At 69.8% G+C, this 23160-nt stretch carries 16 protein-coding genes and 1 pseudogene; 11 read left to right on the plus strand and 6 right to left on the minus strand.

Features of this window, described 5'->3' with window-relative positions; genetic code table 11:
* The first annotated feature begins 2 nt into the window (after positions 1-2).
* From ACH492_RS02855 to ACH492_RS02870, 4 genes are all read left to right on the plus strand, one after another.
* Complete coding sequence (locus ACH492_RS02855) at positions 3-1952, plus strand: glycosyl hydrolase family 28 protein (RefSeq protein ID WP_398982073.1); 1950 nt, start codon at positions 3-5, stop codon at positions 1950-1952.
* Positions 1949-4123, plus strand: coding sequence for a discoidin domain-containing protein (locus ACH492_RS02860; protein ID WP_398982075.1), 2175 nt, complete (start codon positions 1949-1951; stop codon positions 4121-4123). The genes ACH492_RS02855 and ACH492_RS02860 overlap by 4 nt, the downstream gene beginning before the upstream one ends.
* A complete protein-coding gene (locus ACH492_RS02865; protein ID WP_398982077.1) occupies positions 4124-5857 on the plus strand; it encodes a CBM35 domain-containing protein in 1734 nt (577 codons plus the stop codon).
* A 267-nt stretch (positions 5858-6124) separates the two neighbouring features.
* Positions 6125-7243 (plus strand): PQQ-dependent sugar dehydrogenase, encoded by a 1119-nt coding sequence (locus tag ACH492_RS02870; protein WP_398982079.1) that lies wholly within the window; start codon positions 6125-6127, stop codon positions 7241-7243.
* Between the two features lie 145 nt (positions 7244-7388).
* Here the strand turns inward: ACH492_RS02870 and ACH492_RS02875 are convergent, their stop codons facing one another.
* Both ACH492_RS02875 and ACH492_RS02880 read right to left on the minus strand, forming a co-directional pair.
* Positions 7389-9188 (minus strand): AMP-dependent synthetase/ligase, encoded by a 1800-nt coding sequence (locus ACH492_RS02875; protein WP_398983265.1) that lies wholly within the window; start codon positions 9186-9188, stop codon positions 7389-7391.
* 340 nt (positions 9189-9528) lie between these two features.
* On the minus strand, positions 9529-10401 hold the full coding sequence (locus ACH492_RS02880) for a LysR substrate-binding domain-containing protein (protein ID WP_398982081.1): 873 nt from the start codon (positions 10399-10401) through the stop codon (positions 9529-9531).
* A gap of 124 nt (positions 10402-10525) precedes the next feature.
* Here ACH492_RS02880 and ACH492_RS02885 point away from each other — a divergent pair, with 124 nt between their 5' ends.
* The 4 genes from ACH492_RS02885 to ACH492_RS02900 all read left to right on the plus strand — a co-directional run bounded on the left by ACH492_RS02885 (position 10526) and on the right by ACH492_RS02900 (position 15804).
* Positions 10526-11566 (plus strand): bile acid:sodium symporter family protein, encoded by a 1041-nt coding sequence (locus ACH492_RS02885; protein ID WP_398982083.1) that lies wholly within the window; start codon positions 10526-10528, stop codon positions 11564-11566.
* 75 nt (positions 11567-11641) lie between these two features.
* Entirely contained in the window at positions 11642-12049 is a 408-nt protein-coding gene (locus ACH492_RS02890) for a (2Fe-2S) ferredoxin domain-containing protein (RefSeq protein ID WP_398982085.1), read from the plus strand.
* 139 nt (positions 12050-12188) lie between these two features.
* The gene (locus ACH492_RS02895) at positions 12189-14093 is read left to right on the plus strand and encodes a LamG-like jellyroll fold domain-containing protein (protein WP_398982087.1); all 1905 of its coding nucleotides are present in this window, start codon (positions 12189-12191) and stop codon (positions 14091-14093) included.
* A 31-nt stretch (positions 14094-14124) separates the two neighbouring features.
* Positions 14125-15804 carry a PHP domain-containing protein gene (locus ACH492_RS02900; protein WP_398982089.1) on the plus strand — a complete coding sequence of 560 codons (1680 nt, stop codon included), beginning with the start codon at positions 14125-14127 and terminating at the stop codon, positions 15802-15804.
* Positions 15805-15882: 78 nt separating this feature from the next.
* Here ACH492_RS02900 and fdhD read toward each other — a convergent pair whose 3' ends face one another.
* Positions 15883-16722 carry a formate dehydrogenase accessory sulfurtransferase FdhD gene (fdhD, locus tag ACH492_RS02905; RefSeq protein ID WP_398982091.1) on the minus strand — a complete coding sequence of 280 codons (840 nt, stop codon included), beginning with the start codon at positions 16720-16722 and terminating at the stop codon, positions 15883-15885.
* Between the two features lie 173 nt (positions 16723-16895).
* Positions 16896-17234, minus strand: a pseudogene (locus ACH492_RS02910) (ketopantoate reductase family protein); the annotation flags it as partial.
* A gap of 210 nt (positions 17235-17444) precedes the next feature.
* Between ACH492_RS02910 and ACH492_RS02915 the strand changes: the two are divergent.
* From ACH492_RS02915 to ACH492_RS02925, 3 genes are all read left to right on the plus strand, one after another.
* The gene (locus ACH492_RS02915) at positions 17445-18392 is read left to right on the plus strand and encodes a beta-ketoacyl-ACP synthase III (RefSeq protein ID WP_398982092.1); all 948 of its coding nucleotides are present in this window, start codon (positions 17445-17447) and stop codon (positions 18390-18392) included.
* Positions 18393-18431: 39 nt separating this feature from the next.
* Positions 18432-18908 carry an NUDIX domain-containing protein gene (locus tag ACH492_RS02920; RefSeq protein WP_398982093.1) on the plus strand — a complete coding sequence of 159 codons (477 nt, stop codon included), beginning with the start codon at positions 18432-18434 and terminating at the stop codon, positions 18906-18908.
* A 92-nt stretch (positions 18909-19000) separates the two neighbouring features.
* Positions 19001-19675, plus strand: a complete 675-nt coding sequence (locus ACH492_RS02925; RefSeq protein ID WP_398983267.1) for a GntR family transcriptional regulator — start codon at positions 19001-19003, stop codon at positions 19673-19675.
* Between the two features lie 23 nt (positions 19676-19698).
* Here the strand turns inward: ACH492_RS02925 and ACH492_RS02930 are convergent, their stop codons facing one another.
* Entirely contained in the window at positions 19699-22473 is a 2775-nt protein-coding gene (locus tag ACH492_RS02930) for a LuxR C-terminal-related transcriptional regulator (RefSeq protein ID WP_398982095.1), read from the minus strand.
* Positions 22474-22549: 76 nt separating this feature from the next.
* A complete protein-coding gene (locus ACH492_RS02935) occupies positions 22550-23098 on the minus strand; it encodes a TetR/AcrR family transcriptional regulator (protein WP_398982097.1) in 549 nt (182 codons plus the stop codon).
* Between the last annotated feature and the right edge of the window lie 62 nt (positions 23099-23160).

The raw sequence follows: 23160 nt of genomic DNA on the forward strand, positions 1-23160 counted from the left end.
ACATGACCAGATTACGGAGAACAGCCGCTACCGCCTTACTGGGCTTCCTGGTCGCGCTGGGCGTGGCCCGGCCGCCGGCCGTGGCGGAACCGGCCGCACCACCCCCGCTCGCCGCGCCGGCGGCCGCGACGGCACCCGCACCCGCCGCGGCCGAATTCAACGTCCGTGACTACGGTGCGGTGGGCAACGGCTCCACCAACGACACCTCGGCCATCAACAAGGCCATCACCGCCGCCAACACGGCCGGTGGCGGGATCGTCCGCTTCCCCTCGGGGACGTACGAGTCCAAGAACACCATCAGGATGAAGAGCAATGTCACCCTGCAACTGGACGCAGGGTCGACGATCAGCGGCAACGGCGCGGACACCTATGACCCGCCCGAGTCGAACCAGTGGGACGACTACCAGGACTACGGCCACAGTCACTTCCACAACGCCATGATCTACGGCGACAACCTCACCAACATCGGATTCACCGGCTCCGGCGTCATCGACGGCGACGGCGCACTGATCACCGGCAACCCGAAGTCGGGCGAGGCCGACAAGATCATCTCGCTCACCCGCTGCAAGAACCTCACCCTCAGCGGTATCACCCTGCGCGAGGGCGGCCACTTCGCGGCGCTCATCAACAACTGCGACAACGTCGTCTCCGACCGGCTCGTCATCGACACGGCCATGGACCGCGACGGCTGGAACATCATCTCGACAACCAACGTCAAGATCACTAATGCCCATCTGGAGGCGAACGACGACGCGCTCGCCTTCAAGAGCGACTACGCGCTCGGCGCCAAGCTCAACAACGGGCATGTCACCGTCACCGACTCCTATCTCTCCGCCGGCTGCTGCAACGCGCTGATGTTCGGCTCCGAGACCTGCGGCGACTTCACCGACTACCGCTTCGAGCGGATCACCATCAAGGGCTCGGACAAGTCCGGCCTCGGTTTGGTCTCCATGGACGGCGCGAAGATCTCCGACGTCCACTACAAGGACATCACCATGACCGATGTCCGCTCGCCGATCATGCAGAAGGTCGGTACGAGAAAACGGTGCGGGAACAATCCCGGCGTCGGCTCAATCAGCAACATCACGTACACCAACATCAAGGCCAACGGCACCACCCCGTCCTTCTCGCCGACCCTGTGGGGCGAGTCCGGCAGCGGCCGCATCCACGACATCACCTTCACCAACGTCGACATCACCGTGCCCGGCGGCAACGGCACCATGTCCACCAACCCGCCGGGCAACGACCCCAAGGACTACAACCCCAAGGCGATCGGCACACGCCCCGCCTACGGCTGGTACATCCGGAACGCCGACAACGTCCGCTTCACCGACAGCGAGGTGCGGTTCGCGGCCAACGACGGCCGGCCCGCCGTCATCGCCAACAACAGCACCGGCATCCGCTTCGACCGCTTCACCGCCCAGCGCGGCAGCAACAGCCCGTCCGATCTCCTCTTCCAGACCGTGAACGGCTACTGCGTCGCGAACAGTGCCAATACCGGCGGCGGCGCGCTGCGCGTCAGCCAGACCGGCTCCAGCCAGAACTGCGACGGCGGCGGCCCCTCGCCGACCCGGTACGAGGCGGAGAACGCCGCCTACTCCGCGGGCTCGAGCGTCGACTCCGACCACACCGGCTTCTCCGGCACGGGCTTCGTCAACACGGCCAACGCGGTGGGCGCGTATGTGGAGTGGACGGTGAACGCCACGACGGCGGGCACCGCCGACCTCATCCTCGCCTACGCCAACGGCACCACCACCGCGCGCCCGATGGACATCACCGTCAACGGCGTCACCGTCGCCGTCGCCTCCCCCTTCGCGGGCACCGGCGCCTGGACCAGCTGGCGAACCGTCACCCTGCCCGTCGCACTGAAGGCGGGCGCCAACACCGTACGGGCCACCGCCACCGCGGCGAGCGGCGCACCCAATCTCGACTACCTGGACGGCCCGGCATGACCAGACGCCTCTGGGCGCGTCTGCTGCTGGTTGGCGCGCTTCTCCTCGGCGCGCTCACCCTGCCGGGCCCCGCGCGCGCCGACCTGCAGCACCCGCGCCAGGACTTCCTGCGCTCCTCCGTATCCGGCCTGTTCCTGCACTGGGGCCAGCGCACCGCCCCCTCCCACACCAGTTGCAGCGGCTGGGAGACGGATGTGACCAACGGCGGCTGGAACGCCGACTACTGGGTGACCGAGGCCCAGAAGCTGCACGCGCAGTATCTGGTCCTCGCCACCTTCCACAGCCGGCTCGGCTACGCACGCCCCTGGCCGTCCAAGGTCCCTGGCAGCTGCGCCACCAAACGGGACTTCCTCGGTGAGCTGATCGCGGCGGCCAAGGCCAAGGGGCTCAAGACGATCCTCTATATGACCGACGACCCGCAGTGGCACGCCGAGGGCGGGAACGAGTGGCTCAACTCCAAGGCGTACTCGGACTACAAGGGCCGCACCGTCGATCTGCACACCCGGGACGGCTTCGGGGAGTACTCCTACGACCTCTTCTTCGAGGTCATGGACCGCTATCCGGAGCTCGGCGGCTTCTGGATCGACAACGACAACGCCTATTGGGAGCGGAACAACCTCTACGCCAAGGTCTACGAGCGCCGACCGAACTACACCATCAGCAACAACAACGAAGACACGCCGATCATGGACATGATCAGCAATGAGCAGAAGACCGGCATGTCCCCGGCGTACGACTACCCGCAGGCGGTCTACACAGCGGCCCCGCGGCTGATCGAGGCCGACTTCAAGCTCCCCTCCAGCGGCTCCTGGTGGTACACCGGCTCCGACTCGTCCGTCGACCGTAAGCTCACCCTCGGCCGGCTGATCACCAACGCCGGGTCTTCGGTCAAGGCCCTGATGGCCGAGACGGCGATGCTGAACGGCAGATTCCCGTCGAACCAGGCGAGCTTCAACAACTTCGCCGACGGCTATCTCGACCAGATCTGGGAGTCGCTGAACGGCACCGAAGGCGGCGGCTATCTGCACGGCGGTCTCGCGCCCGGCTTCTGGAACGACGGCGCGCACGGCGTCACCACCATCAGCAGGACCGACCCCGGCAAGCACTACATCCATGTGCTGACCCCACCGTCCACCTCCACCCTGCGGCTGCGGGACAACGGCTACCGGGTGACGGGCGTGACCAACCTCCGTACCGGCGCGCCCATTGCGTACAGCCAGGGCGGCGGCACGCTCAGCCTGACCGGCCTCGGCGGCTGGGATGCGTACGACACCGTCTTCAAGGTCACCACTACCGGCGGCCGCGAAGGGATCATCCCCGTCTCCTCGTACACGATGAGCGCCAGTGCGTCGGCGAGTGGTCATGGCGCCGCGGCCGCGGCCGACGGCGACTACCGCACCTACTGGGACAGCAACAAGACCACCCCGGTCTCGCTCCGCTTCGATCTCGGATCGGCCAAGCGGGTGCAGTATCTCGGCGTCAACCAGCGTGAGGACTCGGTGAGTTACGCACGCTCCGGCACCGAGCAGTCCGCGCGGATAAGGGACTACCGCGTCTACGTCAGCAGCGACGGCGCCAACTGGGGGAGCCCGGTCAAGAGCGGCAGCCTGCCCAGCCGACGAGGCGTCGCCGTCATCGGCATTCCGGCGACCACGGCCCGCCATGTGCGCCTCGAAGTCGTCAACACCCATGCGGCGTCAAGCGATTCGACCCGCTACAAGCGGCTGCGGATGGACGAGGCGTGGATCGGGACCGCGTACGCGGGCGGCGGGACGCCGCCCGCACCAAACCGGTACGAGGCGGAGAGCGGGACCTACTCCGCCGGGTCCACCGTCGACAGCGATCACGCGGGCTACTCCGGAACCGGCTTCGTCAACACAGCCAATGAGGCAGGCGCGTATGTGGAGTGGAGTGTGAGCTCGACGGCGGCGCGCAGCGCCGCCGTGACCCTCCGGTACGCCAACGGCGGTACCACCGACCGCCCGATGGACGTGTCCGTCAACGGCAGCGCCGTCCAGGCGGGCAGATCCTTCGGCCCGACCGGCGCATGGACCACCTGGACCGGCTCCACCCTCACCGTCCCGCTCACGGCAGGCGCGAACACCATCCGGGTCACCGCCACCAGTGCGGGCGGCGCGCCCAACCTCGACCACCTCGACGTGGAGCCGTAGATGAAACGTCTGAGAACTCTCCTCACCGGGGCGCTCGGCCTCGCGCTCGCCACGGCCGGATTCCTGATGGCACCGCCGCAGCAGGAGGCTGCAGCCTCCGACAACGGACTGTCCGTCCGGCCCGCGATGGGCTGGTCCAGCTGGAGTTTCGTACGCCGCTGGCCCACCGAGGCCAAAATGAAGGCCCAGGCAGACGCGCTGGTCAGCAGCGGTCTCAAGGACCACGGCTACGTCTATGTCAACCTCGACGACTTCTACCAGAAGTGCGACTCCAACGGCTTCGTCGTCGACCAGTACGGACGGTGGGCCGTCGACGAGGCGAAATTCCCCTCCGGCATCAAGGCGCTCGCGGACTACATCCACTCCAAAGGGCTGAAGTTCGGCTTCTACGTCACCCCCGGCATCGCCAAGAACGCCGTCACCAGGAACACACCGGTCGAGGGGACCTCGTACCGCGCGAAGGACATCGCCGACACGTCCAAGCAGGAGAAGAACTACAACTGCAAGAACATGTACTACATCGACTACAGCAAGCCCGGCTCCCAGGAATTCATCAACTCCTGGGCCCGCCAGTTCGCTTCCTGGGGAGTCGACTACCTCAAGATCGACGGCGTCGGCAGCCATGACATCCCCGACGTCCGCGCCTGGGACAAGGCTCTGCGCGCCTCGGGCCGGCCCATCAACTACGCGCTCTCCAACAACCTCGCCATCGCGGACGCGCCCACCTGGCGACAGCTCGCCAACAGCTGGCGCACCCAGGGCGATGTCGAGTGCTACTGCGGCCCGGGGCCCAACGGCAGCGGCTTTCCGCTCACCACGTGGGACAAGGTGACCTCCCGCTTCACCTCGGCCGCGAACTGGCAGCAGTACGCGGGGCCGGGCGGCTGGAACGACCTGGACTCCCTCGAGATCGGCAACGGCGACCAGGTCGGCCTCACCGCCGACCAGCGGCGCTCGCACATGACGCTGTGGGCGATGGCCGCGTCCCCGCTGCTGCTCGGCACCGACCTCACCACGCTCACCGCCACCGACAAGGCGATGCTGACGAACGACCGGCTGATCGAGGTCAACCAGGACGGCGTCGCCGCCAAACGGATCGTCAACTCCAGCCCGAAACAGGTCTGGAGCAAGCGTGAGGCGGGCGGTGACTACATCGTTGCCCTCTTCAACACCGGCACCTCGGGCAACCAGACCGTCAGCGTGAACTGGCCGCAGGTCGGCTTCTCCGGGGCCGCCGCCGTCACCGACCTGTGGTCCGGCCAGAGCGGCGGCACCGTCAACGGTTCCTACAGCGTGACCCTGCGGCCGGGGGAGACCCGGCTGATCCGGGCCACACCGCAGTCGGGCACCACCGCGCGGTACGAGGCCGAGAACGCTTCGTACATCGCGGGATCGACCGTCGACGCCGATCACGGCGGCTTCAGCGGCACCGGCTTCGTCAACACCCCGAACGCGGCGGGCGCCTATGTGGAGTGGACGGTCGAATCGGCGACCGCACGCGACGCGGCACTGACCATCCGATACGCCAACGGCACCACGGCGGGCCGCCCGATGGACGTCTCCGTCAACGGCGCGGTCGTCTCTGCGGGCCGGGCCTTCAACGGCACGGGCGCCTGGACCACCTGGGCCGACTCCAGCCTCACCGTCCCGCTCAAGGCAGGCGCCAACACCGTCCGGGTCACCGCCACCACGGCCAACGGCGCACCCAACCTCGACTATCTCGACAGGGGATAACAGACGTGCGACCCCCCACCACTGCGCTCCGCAGGTCCGCGCTCGGCGCGGCGCGGACGGCTACAGCGACACCGTCGCCTGCCAGCACATCGGCGTCTCCTCGATGAACGGCAAGACGGACGTGGCCGGCGAGACGGTCACCCTGAACGACTTCAAGACGATCCTGGCCTACGCGCGGCAGCCGTACGCCTACACCAAGATCGTCGCCCAGTACGCGGGCTGACACCGCACGGGCCGACACACCCCCCACCCCCCACGGAGGAATACATGCACCGCAGCAAGTCGAAGAAGGCTCTGTTCGGCACGGCTGCCGCGGCAGGTGCCGCGGCGCTCGTCGCCGGTCTCGTCCAGTCCGCGGGCGCCACCGAGCCGAATACCACCGAGCCGAAGGACGTCGGCGCGGCCGGCGCGCCGACCGCCATCACCACCATCTCCACCGGCTGGTCCATCCCCTGGGGCACGTACTGGATGCCCGACGGCTCCACCGCCCTGGTCACCGAGCGCAATTCCTTCAAGGTCTTCAAGGTGACGCCGTCCGGCGCGAAGACTCAGGTCGGCTCCGTCCCCAACTCCCAGACCACAGGCGGCGAAGGCGGGCTGATGGGCGTCGCCGTCGACCCGGACTGGGCGTCGAACCACTACGTGTACTTCATGCACACCTCGTCCGACGGCAATCGCATCGCGCGTATGACGTACGACGGCACGTCGCTCACCGGCTACAAGGCCATCCTTCAGGGGATCAAGAAGGCGAAGTACCACAACGGCGGCCGGCTGGCCTTCGGTCCGGACGGCTATCTGTACGCCACCACTGGCGATGCCCAGACCACCAGCCTCGCCCAGGACAAGAACTCCCTCAACGGCAAGATCCTCCGGCTGACGAAGGACGGCAAGCCGGCGCCGGGCAACCCGTTCAACAACCACATCTTCAGCCTGGGCCACCGCAATCCGCAGGGCATCGCCTTCGACGCCCAGGGCCGCCTGTGGGAGGCCGAGCTCGGCCAGAGCTCCAAGGACGAGCTCAACCTCATCAAGTCCGGCAAGAACTACGGCTGGCCGACCTGCGAGGGCAACTGCTCCGTCTCCGGCATGACCAACCCGAAGAAGACCTGGGGCGTCGCCGAGGCCTCGCCCAGCGGCATCGCCGTCGTCGACGGCGCGGTCTACATGGCGGCGCTGCGGGGCGAGCGGCTCTGGCAGATCCCGATCAACGCCGGCAACGAGAACGTCGGTACGGCGAAGGCGCACTACGTCGGCACGTACGGGCGGCTGCGCGCGGTCACCAAGGTGCCCGGCTCGAACCAGCTGTGGCTCTCCACGACCAACGCGGACGGGAACGGAGGTGAGCCGGCCGGCTCGGACAAGATCTTCCGGGTGACGATCAGCTAGCCCTGCTGCCCTGCTGCCCTGCTGCACAGAACTGGGCGGTGTTCGTACCGAGGCAAGCGTCGAGGTAGGTGTCGAGGTACGTGTCGAGGTACGTGTCGAGGTCCTTCGGGTCGGCGCGTACCTCGGCCGCCGCGCCACTGCGTGCTCAGGTGTAGAGCGCGTCCACCTCGACCGCGTACGCCGCCTCGATCGCCTTCCGCTTGAGCTTCAGCGAGGGGGTGAGCAGACCGAGCTCCTCGCTGAAGGGGTGCGCCAGTATCCGGAACGTACGGATCGACTCGGCCTTCGACACCAGGGTGTTGGCGGCCACCACCGCCCGGCGGATCTCCCTCTCCAGATCCGGGTCCCGCACCAGCTCGGCCGGTGGAAGCGGCGCTTTGTTCTGCATGGCGAGCCAGTGGTCGACGGCCTCCTGGTCCACGGTGACCAGGGCCGCGATGTACGGACGGTCATTGCCGACGACGATGCACTGGGCGACCAGCGGATGGCTGCGCACCCGCTCCTCCAGGCCCACGGGGGAGACGCTCTTGCCGCCCGAGGTCACCAGGATCTCCTTCTTGCGCCCGGTGATGGTCAGATAGCCGTCCTCGTCGAGCGCTCCGAGATCGCCGGTGGCCAGCCAGCCGTCGTGCAGCACGGCGTCGGTGGACTTCGGGTCGCCCAGATATCCGGAGAAGATATGGGCGCCGTGCAGCCACACCTCGCCGTCCTCCGCGATGTGCACCGTGGTGCCGGGGATCGGCTGGCCGACCGTGCCGTACCGCGTGCGCTCGGGCGGGTTCGCCGTCGCCGCCGCGGTCGACTCGGTGAGTCCGTAACCCTCGAAGACGGTGACGCCCGCACCCTCGAAGAAGAGGCCGAGCTGCCGGTTCATGCCGGAGCCGCCGGACATCGCGTGCCGGACGCGGCCGCCCATCGCGTCGCGGACCTTGCCGTACACGAGCTTCTCGAAGAGCTGGTGCTGTATCCGCAGTCCGGCGGACGGGCCGGGGCCGAGGCCGAAGGCCCGGTGCTCCATCGCCTCCGCGTACTTCACCGCCACATCGACCGCCTTGTCGAAGGGGCCCGTCTTCCCCTCCGCCTCGGCCTTGCGGCGGGCGGCGTTGAAGACCTTCTCGAAGATGTACGGCACTGCCAGGATGAACGTCGGCCGGAAGGCCGCCAGATCCGGCAGCAGTGCGCTCGCTTGGAGCACCGGCTGATGGCCGAGCTTGACCCGGCCGCGTACCGCCGCGACCTCGACCATCCGCCCGAAGACATGCGCGAGCGGCAGAAAGAGCAGCGTGGCTGTCTCGTCGCCGGGCTTGGAGTGGAAGACCGGCTCCCATCGGTCGATAAGGGTGTCGGTCTCGAACATGAAGTTGGCGTGGGTGATCACACAGCCCTTGGGGCGGCCGGTGGTGCCGGAGGTGTAGATCACGGTGGCGATCGAGTCGGGGGTCACGGCCCGCCGGTGCCGGTGCACCACCTCGTCGTCGATGTGGCCGCCCGCCTGGAACAGTTCGTCGACGGCCCCGGCGTCCAGCTGCCACAACCGCTTCAGCTGCGGCAGCCGGTCGATCACCGAGCCGATGGTCATGGCGTGGTCCTCGTGCTCCACCATGCACGCGGACACCTCGGCGTCGTGCAGCATCCAGAAGACCTGCTCGGCTGACGAGGTGGGGTAGACCGGGATGGACTGGGCACCGACCGTCCAGAGAGCGAAGTCGAAGAGCGTCCACTCGTAGCGCGTAGGGCACATCAGCGCGACGCGGTCCCCGAACCGCACACCGTGCGCGATCAGTCCCTTGGCCAGCGCCAGCACTTCGTCGCGGAACTGCGCGGAGCTCACGTTCTGCCAGTTGCCCGCCGCGTCCTTGCGGCCGAGCGCGACCCGGTCAGGATCGTCCGCGGCGTAGTCGAAGACCGCGTCCGCAAGTCCGCCTACCTGAGGCGCCGCGGCCATGGGTGGGACAGTGAACTCGCGCAATGGCTGCTCCTTGTGGCGCTCCCCGCACAGCGCCGTGACGGTACCCCACCGGGCCGCCGGGCGGGAGAGCCTTCCAGAACTGTGGACGAATGGCATCACCACAGGTCAGCGGCGCATATCCGGCCACATGGGGAAGGCTCGGGCGAGTTTCTGACCGTAGGGTAAGTAAGCTGCGCCAGAATCTCCACCGAATCTGTACGGTGCGATCACTGTCGCTGTACGGGGGACGGGATCTTGGTCCGTACCTGCCCGGGACAACCGGGACAACTGGTGCGGGCGGGACAACCGGTGCGGGCGGTGCGGGCGATGGTCGTACTCAGCGGCCGACCGGTCCGTGCAGTCGGTCGCCGCTCGCCAGGATCGCAGCGGCCAGCGCGTCCGCGGCCTCCTGCGCCGCGTTCCGGCGGCGGCCGTGCAGCAGTACGAAGTCCACCGTGCCCAGCTCCGGCAGCCCGGCGCGGTCGGGGACCGGCACCAGGCCGGGCGGGACCAGTCCGCGGGTGTGGGCCATCACGCCGAGACCCGCGCGGGCGGCGGCGACCAGGCCGCTGAGACTGCCACTCGTACACGCGATGCGCCACGGGCGGCCGTGCCGCTCCAGGACGTCGAGCGCACGGGCCCGGGTCACGGCCGGCGGTGGGAAGAGGATCAGCGGGACCGGGCGATCCGGATCGATGCGTACGCCGTCGGCCGCGATCCAGATCATGCGATCGCGCCAGACCAGCTCGCCGTGGGATTCGTCCGCCCGGCGCTTGGCGAGCACCAGATCCAGCCGGCCGGCCGCCAACTGCTCGTGCAGCGTGCCGGACAGCTCGACGGTGAGCTCGAGATCGACCTCGGGGTGATCACGCCGGAACGACTCCAGGATCTCCGGGAGCCGGGTCAGGACAAAGTCCTCGGACGCCCCGAAACGCAGCCGCCCGCGCAGCCGCGTACCCGTGAAGAACGCGGCCGCGCGCTCGTGCGCCTGCAGGATCGTCCGGGCGAAGCCGAGCATCGCCTCGCCGTCCTCGGTGAGTTCCACGCTGTGCGTGTCCCGGGTGAACAACTGCCGCCCGGTCGCGTCCTCCAGCCGCCGCACATGCTGGCTCACCGTCGACTGCCGCAGCCCGAGCCGGCGGGCGGCCTGGGTGAAGCTCAGGGTCTGGGCGACCGCGAGGAAGGTACGGAGCTGGACCGGGTCGTACATTCTTCTAGGTTAGCGGCCCATCGCGATTCGTGATGACAGTCAGCGTGGTATGTGGGATTCCCGATCGCGCCGATCCGGAGGAGCATGGGGAGGGCACGATCTGAACCGAGAGCAAGTGGAGCACATGAGCCGCCGCGCGTTGCAGTTCCCGTCCTGGCTGCCGATCGATCCGTACATCATGGCGCTGCTCGGGACCGTGGTCCTCGCGGCTCTGCTCCCGGCCTCGGGCGCGACGGCCGATGTGGTCGGCGGGGCGTCGACCGGCGCGGTGTCGCTGCTGTTCTTCCTGTACGGGGCGCGGCTGTCGACGCGCGAGGCGCTCGACGGGCTCAGGCACTGGCGGCTCCATCTGACGGTGCTGGCCGCGACGTTCCTGCTCTTCCCGCTGCTGGGCCTCGCGGCGCGGGGCCTCGAGCCGCTCGTGCTCACCCCGCAGCTCTACAGCGGTCTGCTGTTCCTCTGCCTGGTCCCGTCGACCATCCAGTCGTCGATCGCCTTCACCTCGATGGCCCGCGGCAACGTCCCGGCGGCGATCTGCGCCGGTTCCTTCTCCAGCCTCGCCGGCATCCTCGTGACACCGCTGCTCGCCGCCCTGCTGCTGGGCGGCGGCGCGGGCGGCTTCTCAGCGGACTCGCTGCTGAAGATCGTGCTCCAACTGCTGGTGCCGTTCCTGGCGGGGCAATTGCTGAGGCGGTGGATCGGCGGCTTCCTGACCCGCCACAAGAAGGCGCTCGGGTATGTCGACCGCGGCTCGATCCTGCTGGTCGTCTACACGGCCTTCAGCGAAGGCATGGTCGCGGGCGTCTGGCACCAGGTGACGCCGCTGCGGCTGGGGGCGCTGCTGCTGGTCGAGGCGGTGCTGCTGGCGGCGATGCTGGGGCTGACGTGGTACGGCTCGAAGCGGCTCGGTTTCGGGCGGGCGGACCGGATCGCGATCCAGTTCGCGGGCTCGAAGAAGAGCTTGGCGGCGGGGCTGCCGATGGCGAGCGTGCTGTTCGGGGCGCAGGCGAGCTTCGCCGTGCTGCCGTTGATGCTCTTTCACCAAATGCAGTTGATGGTGTGCGCGGTGATCGCGAAGCGGCGGGCGCGGGATACGGAGGCGGTGTCTTTCCCCTCCCCGATCCCCTCCCTGACCCCCTCCCCGGCCGCAGTACGCGGGCGCTGACGCCCCTGTGCCCCAGTGAGCGCCGCCGCCCACGCACCCCGGCCAACCGCGCCCCTCGTCTGACAAGATCGCCCCGTGACGACGACGTACGCCATACGCCCCTTCCATGCCCGCCCCTGCACTCTGGTCGTCTGCCGCGGATGCTGCTGCGGCGACGGCCGCAAGAACCCCGGCACCGACCACGAAGGGCAGTTGGCCAGGCTGCGCGCCGCCGCCGCGGGCTCCGGAGGGCGGCTTGCCGTCCGGACCAGTGAGTGCCTCGGGCCCTGCGGGCAGGCCAATGTGATCGTGGTCCAGCCCTCCAGCGAGGGCCGGCGCAGAGGGGCCCGCGCGGCCTGGGTCGGCTGGGCGCTCGACGACGATGCCACGGACGACGTCCTTGCGTGGGTCATCGCCGGCGGCCCGGGACTCGCCGAACCCCCGGCCACCCTGGCCCTCCAGCTGATCCCGCCGCCCTCCGACGCGCGCCGCCGTGCCCGCTGAGCCACCGTCACCCCGCCCCGCGCGGCCTGAGTCATTCATGGTTTCTTCGCCGGGACGTCGCCGACCCGGCCCCGTCGCGCCCCGGACCCTCGCCTACCGTGCACACGTTCACCCCGACGAACGCACCGCGGAGACGTCCATGTGCAGTCCGCTCCACCAGCCCAACGGCCCCCTCGCACCCGCCGCGAGCCGTCGTACGTTCCTGCGTGCCACCGGACTCACAGGCGCGGCCACCGCTGCCGCAGCCGCCGGGGGACTGGCCGCCGCGGCGCCCGCCGCGGCCCTGCCGCAGCAGAAGTCCGCTGACAACGTTGCCAGTTGGCGTCCCGATCCCGACAGTCCCAGATTCACGCTCGTCGTCATGCCGGACACCCAGTACCTCTTCGACGGCGCCAGCATCAACTCCGCGCCCGTCGAGGCATCCCTGCGCTACATACTCGACCACGGGCGCGACGAGAACATCGTCTTCCTGTCCCATCTGGGCGATCTCACCGAGAACGGGCAGCCGCGCGAATTCGGACCGCTGAGCGAGGCCTTCGAGCTCCTGGACCGGCGGCGCGTCGGCTACAGCGTCCTCGCAGGCAACCACGACATCAAGTCCTCGACCGACGACCAACGCGGCCGCACCCCCTACCTGGACGCCTTCGGCCCGCAGCGGATGCGCGGGCTGCCCACCTTCGGCGGGGCCACGCCCGACGGCTACAACACGTACCACCTCTTCCGCGCCGCCGGCCGCGAGTGGCTGGTCCTCGCCCTCGACTGGCGGCCGTCGGCGGCCTCTCTCGCCTGGGCCAGGGACGTCATCGCCAAGCACCCGAAGACGCCGGTCGTCCTGACCACGCACGAGCTGGTGTACGCGGACCAGTACGGCGACGAGGCCGAGTTCTCTCCGCACGGCAAGCACCTGTGGGACGAGCTGATAGCCGACCACGACCAGATCTTCCTCACGCTCAACGGCCACTACTGGCCCGCCGCCCGCACCACCCGCAAGAACACCGCCGGCCACCACGTGCATCTGCACATCACCAACTACCAGAACCGCTACTACGGCGGCAGCGCGATGATCCGCCTCTACCGCTTCGACCTCGCCAGGAACACCATCGACGTGGAAACGATCTCCCCGTGGATCCTCGGCCGCGCGGGCGACGGGCTCAACGAACTGGAGCGCCGCGAGATCGAAATGACCGGCCCCCAGGACAGCTTCTCCGTCCCCATCGACTTCGAGAAGCGCTTCGCCGGATTCGCGCCGGTCCCCGCCCGGGGACCCCGCCCCGCCGCGAAGATGCTCCTTCCCGGCACCGTCGCCTACTGGCGCTTCGACGGCCCGCACCAGGACGGCTCCCCGGCCGACGCCGCGCTCCGCGTCCCCGACCTGTCGGGCAACCGCAACGACCTGACGCGGGAGACGGTCCCCGGCACCCCGGCCGATGCCCTGCGCTGGTCCGAGAGCCACCACCCCGACCAGCCGGGCCACGGCAGCCTCTACTTCGACGGCGGCAAGCCCCCGCTGCGCGGCGCGTATCTGCGTACGGCGGGCAACGCACCGCTCAACGCCAAGACGTTCCGCTCCGGCTACACCATCGAGGCGTTCATCAAGCTCCCCGCCGACTGGGACGCCGGGCACCACGCCTGGGGTTCGATCCTCAGCCGCCGCGGCACACTCGGCGCCGCCGGAAAGACCGAAGGCGACCCGGAAGAGCCCGTCGCCACCCTCTCCCTGTCCGACGGACCCGGCCCGCAGTGGGCGGCCGCTCCGCTCAACCAGCCCGGAGCCGTCACCAACTGGGGCCATGAGCTGGATCGCGAGGTCTGGTGGCACCTCGCCGTCGTCAACGACGGAAAGCACACCACGATGTACGTCGACGGCTGCCCGGTCGCCCGTAACCCCGCCACCCGCACCAGCGGCCTCGCCACCCTCGGCCTGCCCTGGCTGGTGGGCGGCTACGAGTACGGCGGCACCCTCGACCAGCTGCTGCACGGCTGGCTCGGCGATGTGCGCATCGTCGAACGCGCCCTGCCCGTACGCGACTTCATGATCGCCTGACCTGCCGGCGCCGCCGAAGGAGAAGCACCTCATGCCGAGCCAGAGACCCATTCAGCACCTGCCCCGCTGGGCGGACCCCGACGTACCCGCCGACTCGCTCGACCCGCAGGGACTCTCCCGCCGCGGACTGCTGCGCAGCGCGGGCCTGTTCGGCGCCGCGTTCGCCGGCGGCGCCCTGCTCGCGCCGACCGCCGCCGAGGCGCACACCCCGTCCCTGGGGGACCCCGCCCTCTCGTATCTCGTCGGCGACCACCATGTGCACTCCGTCTACAGCCATGACGCGAAGTACACCTTCTCCCAGCTCGCAGCCGCGGCTTCCCAGTACGGCCTGGACTGGATGGTCCTCACCGAGCACAGCAACATAGGCCACCACAAGGCGGGCGGCGCCCAGGCCGAGCACGAGGAGATCCTCAAGGCCCGCGCCGAGAACCGGCGCATGCTGCTCTTCCAGGGCCTGGAGTGGTACATCCCCGGCGCCGAGCACGCCACCGTCTTCTCCCCGCCCGGCCGCCACGAGGTCGAGCTGCTCACCCAATTCGAGCAGGCCTACGACGGCAAACTCCTCGGCTACACCTCGGGCGGCCCCGGCCATCCGGACACGGCGCGCAACGAGGCCCACGCCGTCAAGGCCCTCCAGTGGCTCGACCAGCAGCGCCGCTGCGGCTACGTCGACGACGTCCTCGTCCTCGCCAACCACCCGCTGCGGCTGGGTATCGACTCCCCGCACGAGATGCGCGCCTGGCGCGACGCCGCTCCCGGCATCATGATCGGCATGGAGGGCGCTCCCGGCGCGCAGGCCGCCGCGTCGCCCGGCCGGCACGCCCCGACCAGCATCCGCGGCGACTACGAGAACTCTCCCTCGGCGAACTCCTTTCCCGGCTATCCGCGTGAGGCCTATCTGACTCACGGCGGATTCGACTGGGCGACCGCGACCGTCGGCGGACTGTGGGACGCCATGCTCGCCGAGGGCAAACTCTTCTCGGTCACGTCCAACTCGGACGTACACCGGGTCACCTTCGACACCTGGAAGAACGGCGACTGGCTGCCGGGCCAGAACTTCGACAACACCGGCCGCCTCCCGGACCCCGTCAACACCACCGAGCCGCAGCCCGGCAGCGACTTCTGGCCGGGCCAGTTCAGCCGTACACATGTGGGTGTGACCCGCTACGGCTATCGGCAAGTGATGGCCGGACTGCGGGCAGGCCGGGTCTGGGTCGACCACGGCCAGCTGATCGACGGCATCGACGTACGCGTGAACAGGGAACACGGAATCGGCCGTGGCGTGACGCTGGGCGGCCGACTGCGCGTACGCCGCGGCGAGAAGATCGTTCTCAACGTCACCGTCACCACCGCATCCCGCCCCAACCATCACGGTGAAGTGCCGCGCCTCGCCCACCTCGACGTGATCCGCGGCGCGGTTTGCGGCCCGGCCGCCGACCGTGACGAGTGGCGCGCACCCGGCACCAAGGTCGTGCACACGGCCGATGTCGAGGGCCGCACGGGCCGGTACACGCTACGCATCCCGCTGGGGAAGGCCGAGGAGTCCTTCTACGTCCGGCTGCGCGGCAGCGACGGCAGGCGCAACGGCCCAGGCTTCCTGGGTGCGGCGATCGACCCGCACGGGCCGATTCCGCACGAGCCGGGCAACGGCGATGCGTGGCTGGACACCTGGTGTTACACCAACCCGGTCTTCGTGGACGTGGTCCACTGACCTGTCACGGAGGGGCCCGGCCGGCGCAGGGCGCGCTCCCCGCCGCCCCGGGCCCGTATCCCGTGCAGCGGGAGAGCTTCAGACCCCGGTGCTCAGGGCGATGCGCTCGTCGCCCGCGTACACGTTCATATTGGCGCCGCGCAGAAAGCCGACCAGGGTCAGACCCGTCTCGGTAGCCAGGTCCACGGCGAGCGATGACGGCGCGGAAACCGCGGCCAGCACGGGGATTCCGGTCATCACCGCCTTCTGCGCCAGCTCGAACGACGCCCGTCCCGAGACCAGCAGGATCACCCGGGACAGCGGCAGCCGGCCGTCCTGGAGCGCTCGGCCGACCAGCTTGTCGACCGCATTGTGCCGACCGACGTCCTCCCGGATGTCGAGCAGCTCGCCCTCCTCGGAGAACAGTGCGGCCGCGTGCAGCCCGCCGGTCCGGTCGAAGACCCGCTGTGCCGCCCGCAGCCGGTCGGGGAGGCGGGCGAGCAGGGCGGGCTCGACGCGGACCGGTGGAGTGTCTGCGATCGGGAAGCGGGTGGTGGTGCGTACGGCGTCGAGGCTGGCCTTGCCGCACAGCCCGCACGAGGACGTGGTGTAGACGTTGCGCTCGAGCGTGATGTCGGGGACGGGCACGCCGGGCGCCAGCTGCACGTCCACCACGTTGTAGGTGTTCGATCCGTCGTCCGTGGCCCCGGCGCAGTACACGATGTTCCGCACCTCGGCGGCCGCCCCGATCACGCCCTCGCTGACCAGGAAGCCCGCCGCGAGCGCGAAGTCGTCGCCCGGGGTGCGCATGGTGATGGCGAGCGGCTTGCCGTTGAGGCGGATCTCGAGCGGCTCCTCGGCCACAAGGGTGTCGGGACGGGTCGACACCGCCCCGTCCCTGATGCGGATGGTGCGGCGGCGCTCGGTGACCCGTCCCATGGCGATCAATTCCGATTCTGTACGTGTTGGAAGCCGAAGCGACCTTTGACGACTTCATTCTCCTGCACAGGCAGACTCATGCTGCGGTGGTCCCTGGCGGCGCGGTCGCGGTGGTGGTCGTCGCGAGCGATCGGCGAGCGCGTGCACGGCGCACAGCTTCGGTGCGGGAGTCCTGGAATGCCGTTCTGCGCGGCGATGACGGCCGTACGGTCGTGCAGCAGCGGATGCACCAATGGGCCCGACGCCGCATAGGAATTGGCCTTCAGCCCGAGGAAGACATAGTCGACGGGCCCGACCGAGGCCGGGTCGTCGGTGGCGGCCGGCCGCGCGGTGAAGTCGCCGCGCGGGCTGAGCACCCGCACGCCGTCACGGCGCATGGCCGCCAGGTGCGGTCCGCGGGCGATGAGATGGACCTCGGCGCCGGCGCGATGGAGCGCGGCGCCGACATATGCGCCGATGGCACCGGCGCCGACAACTGCGACTTTCACAGGGCTCTCCGTTCGGTTGAGCGACCGAGCGAGGGCGGGATGGTGAGAGTTGACACCGGGGGGTGAGTCGACAGAATATTGTCTACAGTATGCCTTTCGCGCTCAAGAGTCGTCACATCCTTCGGGAAAGCTCCAAAGTCCGGCCCCTGAACCTGTGGGATCACATGCCGTCGTACCGGGTGGTAGCAGCCAAGACTGGGTAATTCCACTGTCCGCATCGAGGGGGAACCGCATATGACCGGCTCACGCATCGTCGCGCTCGGGCACTACCAGCCCGCCAAGGTGCTCACCAATGACGACCTGGCCGCCATGGTCGACACCAGCGACGAGTGGATCCGCAGCCGCGTCGGGATCGAGACCCGGCACGTGGCCGGACCCGACGAGCCGGTCGACGAGCTGGCCGCGCACGCCGGCGCGAAGGCGCTCGCCTCCGCCGGACTCGTGCCCGACGACATCGATCTCGTCCTGGTCGCCACCTCCACCGCGATCGACCGCTCGCCCAACACGGCGGCGCGCGTCGCGGCCCGTCTCGGCATGGGCTCGCCCGCAGTCATGGACCTCAATGTCGTCTGCGCGGGCTTCACTCACGCGCTCGCCACGGCCGACCACGCCGTACGGGCCGGAGCCGCGGTCCGTGCCCTGGTCATCGGCGCCGACAAGATGGCCGAGGTCACCGACTGGACCGACCGCACCACCTGTGTGCTCGTCGGCGACGGGGCGGGCGCCGCGGTCATCGAGGCGACCGGTCCCGGCTCCGACGGCGAGATCGGCCCCGTCCTGTGGGGCTCGGTCCCGGAGATGGGTCATGCCGTACGGATCGAGGGCACCCCGCCCCGCTTCGCGCAGGAGGGCCAGTCCGTCTACCGCTGGGCCACCACCCAGCTGCCGCCCATCGCCCGCAAGGTCTGCGAGCGCGCGGGAGTCACCCCCGAGGAGCTCGCCGCGGTCGTCCTGCATCAGGCGAATCTGCGGATCATCGAGCCCGTCGCCCAGAAGATCGGTGCGGTGAACGCCGTGATCGCCCGCGATGTGGTGCATTCCGGCAACACCTCGGCCGCCTCGATCCCGATGGCGCTCTCCAAGCTTGTCGAGCGCGGCGAGATCGAGTCGGGCGATCCGGTGCTGCTCTTCGGCTTCGGCGGCAATCTCTCGTACGCGGGTCAGGTCGTCCGCTGCCCCTGAGGGCGGCGGTGCAGCCGTCCCCGGGGCAGACTGAACCGCATGGCGGCGAAGCGAAGCGCGGGCCTGTTGCTGTTCCGCAGGCGGGGTTCGGACACCGAGGTGCTCATCGGCCATATGGGAGGGCCGTTCTGGCAGTCCCGCGACGACGGGTCCTGGTCCGTGCCGAAGGGTGAGTACACCCCGGACGAGGAGCCGGTGACCGCCGCCCGGCGGGAGTTCGTGGAGGAGCTCGGTGTCCCGCCGCCCGACGGGGAATGGCTGCCGCTCGGCGAGGCACGACAGAGCGGCGGCAAGATTGTCACCGTCTGGGCAGTCGACGGCGACCTCGACACGGGCCTGGTGGTGCCGGGCACCTTCACCATGGAGTGGCCGAGGGGCTCGGGCCGGATGCAGGAGTTCCCCGAGATCGACCGGGCCGAGTGGATCTCCGTGGCGGAGGCGAGGGAGAAGCTGGTGACGGGGCAGCGGGTCTTCCTCGACCGGCTGGAGGAGCTGCTCGATTCCGGCCGAAGGTAACGCGGATCTCGGCCCACCAGGAGATTGCGCTCGGTAGACTGTAGACGATAGCCAATTGTCGCTCACCGTTGCCGGCCAGGAGGGGGACCGTGATGTTGTCCGCAGGACTGCCGCAGGGAACCGTGCCCAAGTTGGAACGCCCCGGTCCGCTGCGTGAGCGGGTCTACGAGGCGTTGCTCGAACTGATCACGACCCGCGCACTGCGCCCCGGCCAGCATCTGGTCGAGAGTGAACTCGCCGGCCATCTCGGGGTGTCCCGCCAGCCCGTGCGCGAGGCGCTGCAGCGGCTGAACACCGAGGGATGGGTCGATCTGCGCCCGGCGCAGGGCGCGTTCGTCCATGAGCCGGCCGAGGCGGAGGCGGACCAACTGCTCTCGGTCCGTACGCTGCTCGAGACCGAGGCTGCCCGGCTCGCCGCGGCGAACTCCGGCTCCGCGGGCATCGCCGCGCTCGAAGAGCTGTGCGCACAGGGCGAACAGGCCGTCGCGGACGACGACGTCGACCTCGCTGTGGCCACCAACGCCGCCTTCCATGCCAAGGTGATGGAGCTCGCCGGGAACGTCGTACTCGCCGAGTTGGCGGCACAGGTGGACCGCCGGGTGTGCTGGTACTACACGCCCGTCGCGCGACAGCGCGGCCGCCAGTCGTGGATCGAGCACCGGGAGCTGATCGCGGCGATCTCGGCCCGCGACGAGCAGCGGGCGTCGGAGGTCATGCGGGCGCACACGGAGCACACCCGCAAGACCTACCACCAGCGCGAGCAGTAGCGCGGGCCGCCCGCGCCCTCGGCTCAGCCGGGCGATCCGATCGTGGTGAACTCGGCCCAGGCGCCGGGGCGTTCGCTTCGGAGATCCAGCAACAGGTCGTCGCGGTGGCCTGGGGCGTCCCGTCCGGCGGGGCGGAGGGCGGGTCCGTGCTGTGGTTCGGATCGTTCCAGGACGCCGGCGAGTTCGCGGCGTGTGGTGACGCCGAGTTTGGCGTAGGCATGCTGGAGGTGGTTGTTGACGGTGCGCACCGACAGGTGCAGGGCGTCGGCGATGTCCTTGCTGCGGGTGCCGGTGGCGGCGAGGACGGCGACTTCGCGTTCCCGGTCGGTGAGCCGGGCGGTGGGGGCGGCGGCGGTCAGCAGTGCGGTGCGGGCGTCTTCGCAGCGGCCGGCGATGGTGGCGGCCAGGCTGGTGGCGGCGGTGGCGCGGCGGGCCTGACCGGCGCGCTGCCATGCGGCCGCGGCTGCGGCCGCGGCTTCGGCGGCCAGCAGGTCGGCGCCGGCCTGCTCGAATGCGGTGGCGACGGCGAGGAGTCGGTCGGGGGCGTCGGCGGCCAGGGCGGCGGCCAGGCGGGCGCCGGCGCCGGTGAGCGCGCCGTCGCTCTGGCGGGCGAGTTCGGCCAGCCGCCCGGCCACCTTCTTGGCACCGCCGAGGCGGGCGATGTCGGTGAGCAGCTGGGCCTCGGGAGTGATCAGGCCGGCGGTGCGGGCGCACCGGGCGGCGTCGGTGAGGACCGTACGGGCCTGGGCGAGGTGGCCCCGGGCGGCATGCAGCCAGGCTCGTCCCAGATACTCCTCGGCCGCGAAGACGTCCGGCCACAGGTAGTTCCGGGCTTCGGCGCAGGCAAGTTCGGCTGCCTCGAGGTCGCCGAGTACCGCCGCACAGGCGGCCAGGCCGCTCAGCGCCGGGCCCAGGGGCCTGATGTGGTGATGTGTGCGGGCCAGGGCGGCGGCCTCGGCGTACCAGCGGCGGGCACTGGCCGGATGCCCCGCCAGCCACTCGGTGCGGCCCAGACTGAAGGCCAGCCAGATCTGGGGTACGGGAGTCGAGGTGACCCGGGCGAGCTCGGCGTAGCCGCGCCGGCCCACCTCGCGGGCTTCGGCCAGCCGTCCGTGGCTGCTCAGAGCGTGGTTCAGCGAGATCAGCTGGACTGCCGGGTGGGGATAGAGGGTGTGGTGGTCGACTGTGAGGTGGGCGGCGTAGGCGCGTTCCGCCCAGGCCACTGCGTCGCCGGTGCGGCCGACCAGTTCCAGCCCGAGTGGCTTCATCAGGGCGCCGGTGAGCCAGGCCACCGGGTCGGGAGCGTGGTGGATGTCTTCTTCCATGTCCTCCAGCAGAGCCAGCCCGCGTACCGCCTCGCCGGAGGCGATCCGCATGGACCCCTCGCAGTACTGCAGCATCCGCAGGGCGTCAGCACTCGTGACCTGGGCACGGGCGGCGTCGTTGACCGCCAGTGCCGCGTCCGCCTCCGCGGCCCCCCAGAACAGATTGAAGGTGCGCGCCATCGTGACCGCCAGCCTGTCCTGCTCGTTCCCGGCACCCGCGACGGCCGCGGCCAGCACCGTCTCGGCCTGCTGCGGTTCGCCCAGCTCGAACAGCGCCTCGCCCAGCATCAGGCGGGTGGCGGTGGTGTGGTGCTTTTCGGGCAGAGCCTGCAGCAGCGCGCGGGCCTGCCCGTAATCGTGGGCGTACCGGGCCAGCGCCGCCGCCTCGGTCAGCGCCGGAGGATCCGCCGTGCCGGTCGCCGTAAACCGCCAGGACGCGACGTGCAGCGCGTCGGCGCGACGCCTCATGCCTCGTACCTCGACCCTTTCGGCTTGCCGCAGCAGCAGCGCCCGCCGACGTGTCACGGGGAGGCCGGCTCGCAGCACCTCCCCGTACAACGGGTGCGCCAGCGCCACCGATGTGCGCCGTCCGTCCTGTCCCACCCGCACCAGCCCGGCGTACTCCAGCTCGGTCACCGCCTCAGGTGACGCGACCTGCTCCGCGTCGGTCAGGGACAGCGGTTCGCACAGTGCCAGCAACTCCAGTACCGGACGGGCCTCGGCCCCGGCCGCGGCCAGCCGCGCACTGATCAGCTCCACGAGCCGGGTTGTCCCGCGAACCGGGCCCGTCGCCAACTCCCAGATCTCCCCGTCGCTGACCAGTGCACCCCGGTCCAGCGCCCCGATGACCAGCTCCCGCAGATACAGCGCATTGCCACGGCTTGCCGCATACAACTCCCGCAGCGTCCTTTGCGCCACCGGCCCGCCCAGTACCGCCTTCAACAGCTCCTCGACGTCGCCACGGTCCAGCTCCGCCAGATCCACCCGCCCCACTGCGTCGCCGCGGCACAGCGCCTCCACCGCATCCCCCACCGGCGCACCGGAGCAGATCGTCCCGAGCAGTCGCACCACACCCGCGTCCATCAACTGCCGTACAAGTACCGCCGAGACGGCATCCAGCAGGTGTACGTCATCAATGAGCAGTACCAGCGCACGCCCGTCCCGACTGGCCAACTGCCGTGCCACTGTGGCGAAGGCCGTCACCGGATCGGACAAATCCACCCCCGTCGGCACCAGGTGAGCGATTGCGCCCAACGGAACCGTCCCTGCCGCCGCGGTTGCGGTCGCCCGAGCAACGCGGAACCCCTTGCCCGCCGCCCGCGCCAGGCACTCCTCGGCCAGCCGCGACTTGCCCACGCCCGCAGGCCCGGACACGACGAATCCCTGGCACCGTCGATTCGCCAGCCCTTGGGTGAACAGCCCCAACTGTTCGCCCCGGCCAACGAACACATCCGCAAAACCATGCACTGTCACAGCACCCCTCAAGGTCCGCGACGCTCTGCGGCGGCATGGGGTGGCGCATCAGGTGTGAGCGGCCCGGGCAATGCGTTCATGGGGTGTCTCTCTCGGTGAGTCCGACGATGAGGGCTTCGGTGGCGGGGCGCAGCAGCGCGGCGCCGTCCGGCGTCAATTCCAGGCCCAGAACAAGGGCGATGGCGATGTCAGCGGCCTGCGCCGGGGTCACGGTCGTGGTGCCGGCCGCGGCGAAGGCTTCGGTGAGCAGGTCGCGCAGGTCCTTGGTGAACTGCTGAACGGTCGGCCCGCAGAGCCGGTCGGTGGTGTCGATCAGCTCCGAGGCGTGCGGGGAGTCCTCGACGACTTTCTGGAAGAGGTCGAGCTTGGCGCCGAGGATCCCGCGGACGCGTTCATGGGCCGTGCCCTCGGCGACCGCGGCCTGTTTGGCCTGGGCCAACGCCTGCCCGTGCAGGCGCTCGGTGAGCCGAAGGAAGGCGTCGTCCTTGTTGCGTACGTACTGGTAGACGGCGGCGCGCGACATGCCCGCCGCCCGGGCGATGTCTTCCATGGTGGTGCGGCGCACGCCGTGCTTGGTGAAGGTCGCGTACGCCGCGTCGAGCACCTGATCGAGTCGGGAGTTCATGGCTCCATTGTGCTGAGCATCAGATCGGCGACAGGACTGGACGAAGCCGGGTTCTGACAGGT

The organism is Streptomyces sp. NPDC019443 (assembly GCF_044389785.1).
GTDB lineage: Bacteria > Actinomycetota > Actinomycetes > Streptomycetales > Streptomycetaceae > Streptomyces.

Excerpts from the sequence above, each read along its gene's own strand:
- ACH492_RS02935 (WP_398982097.1), bottom strand. The coding sequence starts at position 23,098 with ATGAACTCCCGACTCGATCAGGTGCTCGACGCGGCGTACGCGACCTTC.
- ACH492_RS02860 (WP_398982075.1), top strand. The coding sequence starts at position 1,949 with ATGACCAGACGCCTCTGGGCGCGTCTGCTGCTGGTTGGCGCGCTTCTC.
- ACH492_RS02900 (WP_398982089.1), top strand. The coding sequence starts at position 14,125 with ATGCCGAGCCAGAGACCCATTCAGCACCTGCCCCGCTGGGCGGACCCC.
- ACH492_RS02870 (WP_398982079.1), top strand. The coding sequence starts at position 6,125 with ATGCACCGCAGCAAGTCGAAGAAGGCTCTGTTCGGCACGGCTGCCGCG.
- ACH492_RS02885 (WP_398982083.1), top strand. The coding sequence starts at position 10,526 with ATGAGCCGCCGCGCGTTGCAGTTCCCGTCCTGGCTGCCGATCGATCCG.
- ACH492_RS02855 (WP_398982073.1), top strand. The coding sequence starts at position 3 with ATGACCAGATTACGGAGAACAGCCGCTACCGCCTTACTGGGCTTCCTG.
- ACH492_RS02880 (WP_398982081.1), bottom strand. The coding sequence starts at position 10,401 with ATGTACGACCCGGTCCAGCTCCGTACCTTCCTCGCGGTCGCCCAGACC.
- ACH492_RS02895 (WP_398982087.1), top strand. The coding sequence starts at position 12,189 with ATGTGCAGTCCGCTCCACCAGCCCAACGGCCCCCTCGCACCCGCCGCG.
- ACH492_RS02925 (WP_398983267.1), top strand. The coding sequence starts at position 19,001 with ATGTTGTCCGCAGGACTGCCGCAGGGAACCGTGCCCAAGTTGGAACGC.
- fdhD (WP_398982091.1), bottom strand. The coding sequence starts at position 16,722 with ATGGGACGGGTCACCGAGCGCCGCCGCACCATCCGCATCAGGGACGGG.
- ACH492_RS02915 (WP_398982092.1), top strand. The coding sequence starts at position 17,445 with ATGACCGGCTCACGCATCGTCGCGCTCGGGCACTACCAGCCCGCCAAG.
- ACH492_RS02875 (WP_398983265.1), bottom strand. The coding sequence starts at position 9,188 with ATGGCCGCGGCGCCTCAGGTAGGCGGACTTGCGGACGCGGTCTTCGAC.
- ACH492_RS02920 (WP_398982093.1), top strand. The coding sequence starts at position 18,432 with ATGGCGGCGAAGCGAAGCGCGGGCCTGTTGCTGTTCCGCAGGCGGGGT.
- ACH492_RS02865 (WP_398982077.1), top strand. The coding sequence starts at position 4,124 with ATGAAACGTCTGAGAACTCTCCTCACCGGGGCGCTCGGCCTCGCGCTC.